At 54.9% G+C, this 1,109-nt stretch carries 1 protein-coding gene; it reads left to right on the forward strand.

The genetic code is table 11. The features are described 5' to 3' along the window. Positions 1-1,109 (forward strand): helicase HerA domain-containing protein (locus K0778_RS26265; RefSeq protein ID WP_153520340.1); only part of this gene is annotated, 1,109 nt, incomplete at both ends.

Below are 1,109 nucleotides of genomic sequence, written 5' to 3' on the forward strand. Positions count from 1 at the left end.
ATGGCCGGGAAAGGGCTGTTTAAACAGCTGAAAGAGGCCGGTGTGGTTCAGCGCGCAGAGAGCTTTAATGTGGCCAACCTGATGCCGTTAGTGGCGGATAACCCCCTGACACCGGCAGGTCTGCTGGCACCCACCTACCGTAACCAGCTGGCGTTTATCGATATTTTCTTCCGGGGGATGAATAACACCAACTACAACATGGCGGTCTGTGGCACCTCCGGGGCCGGTAAAACCGGGCTGATACAGCCACTTATCCGCAGCGTGCTGGACTCCGGGGGCTTTGCCGTGGTGTTTGACATGGGGGATGGATATAAGTCCCTGTGTGAGAACATGGGCGGGGTGTATCTGGACGGTGAAACCCTGCGTTTTAACCCGTTTGCGAACATCACCGATATTGACCAGTCAGCGGAGCGTGTCCGTGACCAGTTGTCGGTGATGGCCAGCCCCAACGGTAACCTGGATGAAGTGCATGAAGGTCTGCTGCTGCAGGCGGTCAGGGCCTCCTGGCTGGCTAAAAAGAACAGGGCGCGCATCGATGATGTGGTGGATTTCCTGAAAAACGCCCGTGATAACGACCAGTATGTCGAGTCACCGACCATCCGCAGCCGTCTGGATGAAATGATTGTCCTGCTGGATCAATATACCGCCGGCGGCACTTACGGCCGGTATTTTAACTCTGATGAGCCGTCCCTGCGGGATGATGCGAAAATGGTGGTGCTGGAGCTGGGCGGACTGGAAGACCGTCCGTCACTGCTGGTTGCGGTGATGTTCAGCCTCATTATTTACATCGAGAACAGGATGTACCGCACGCCGCGTAACCTCAAAAAACTGAACGTCATTGATGAGGGATGGCGTCTGCTGGACTTCAAAAATCACAAGGTCGGTGAGTTTATTGAGAAAGGTTACCGTACCGCCCGCCGTCATACCGGTGCCTATATCACCATCACACAGAACATCGTCGACTTTGACTCTGACAAGGCCTCCAGTGCTGCCCGCGCGGCATGGGGTAACTCCTCCTACAAAATTATCCTCAAACAGAGTGCGAAGGAGTTCGCGAAATACAACCAGCTGTATCCGGACCAGTTCCTGCCACTGCAGCGTGACATGAT

The organism is Escherichia sp. XD33, from assembly GCF_019375075.1.
Classification (GTDB): domain Bacteria; phylum Pseudomonadota; class Gammaproteobacteria; order Enterobacterales; family Enterobacteriaceae; genus Enterobacter; species Enterobacter flexneri_A.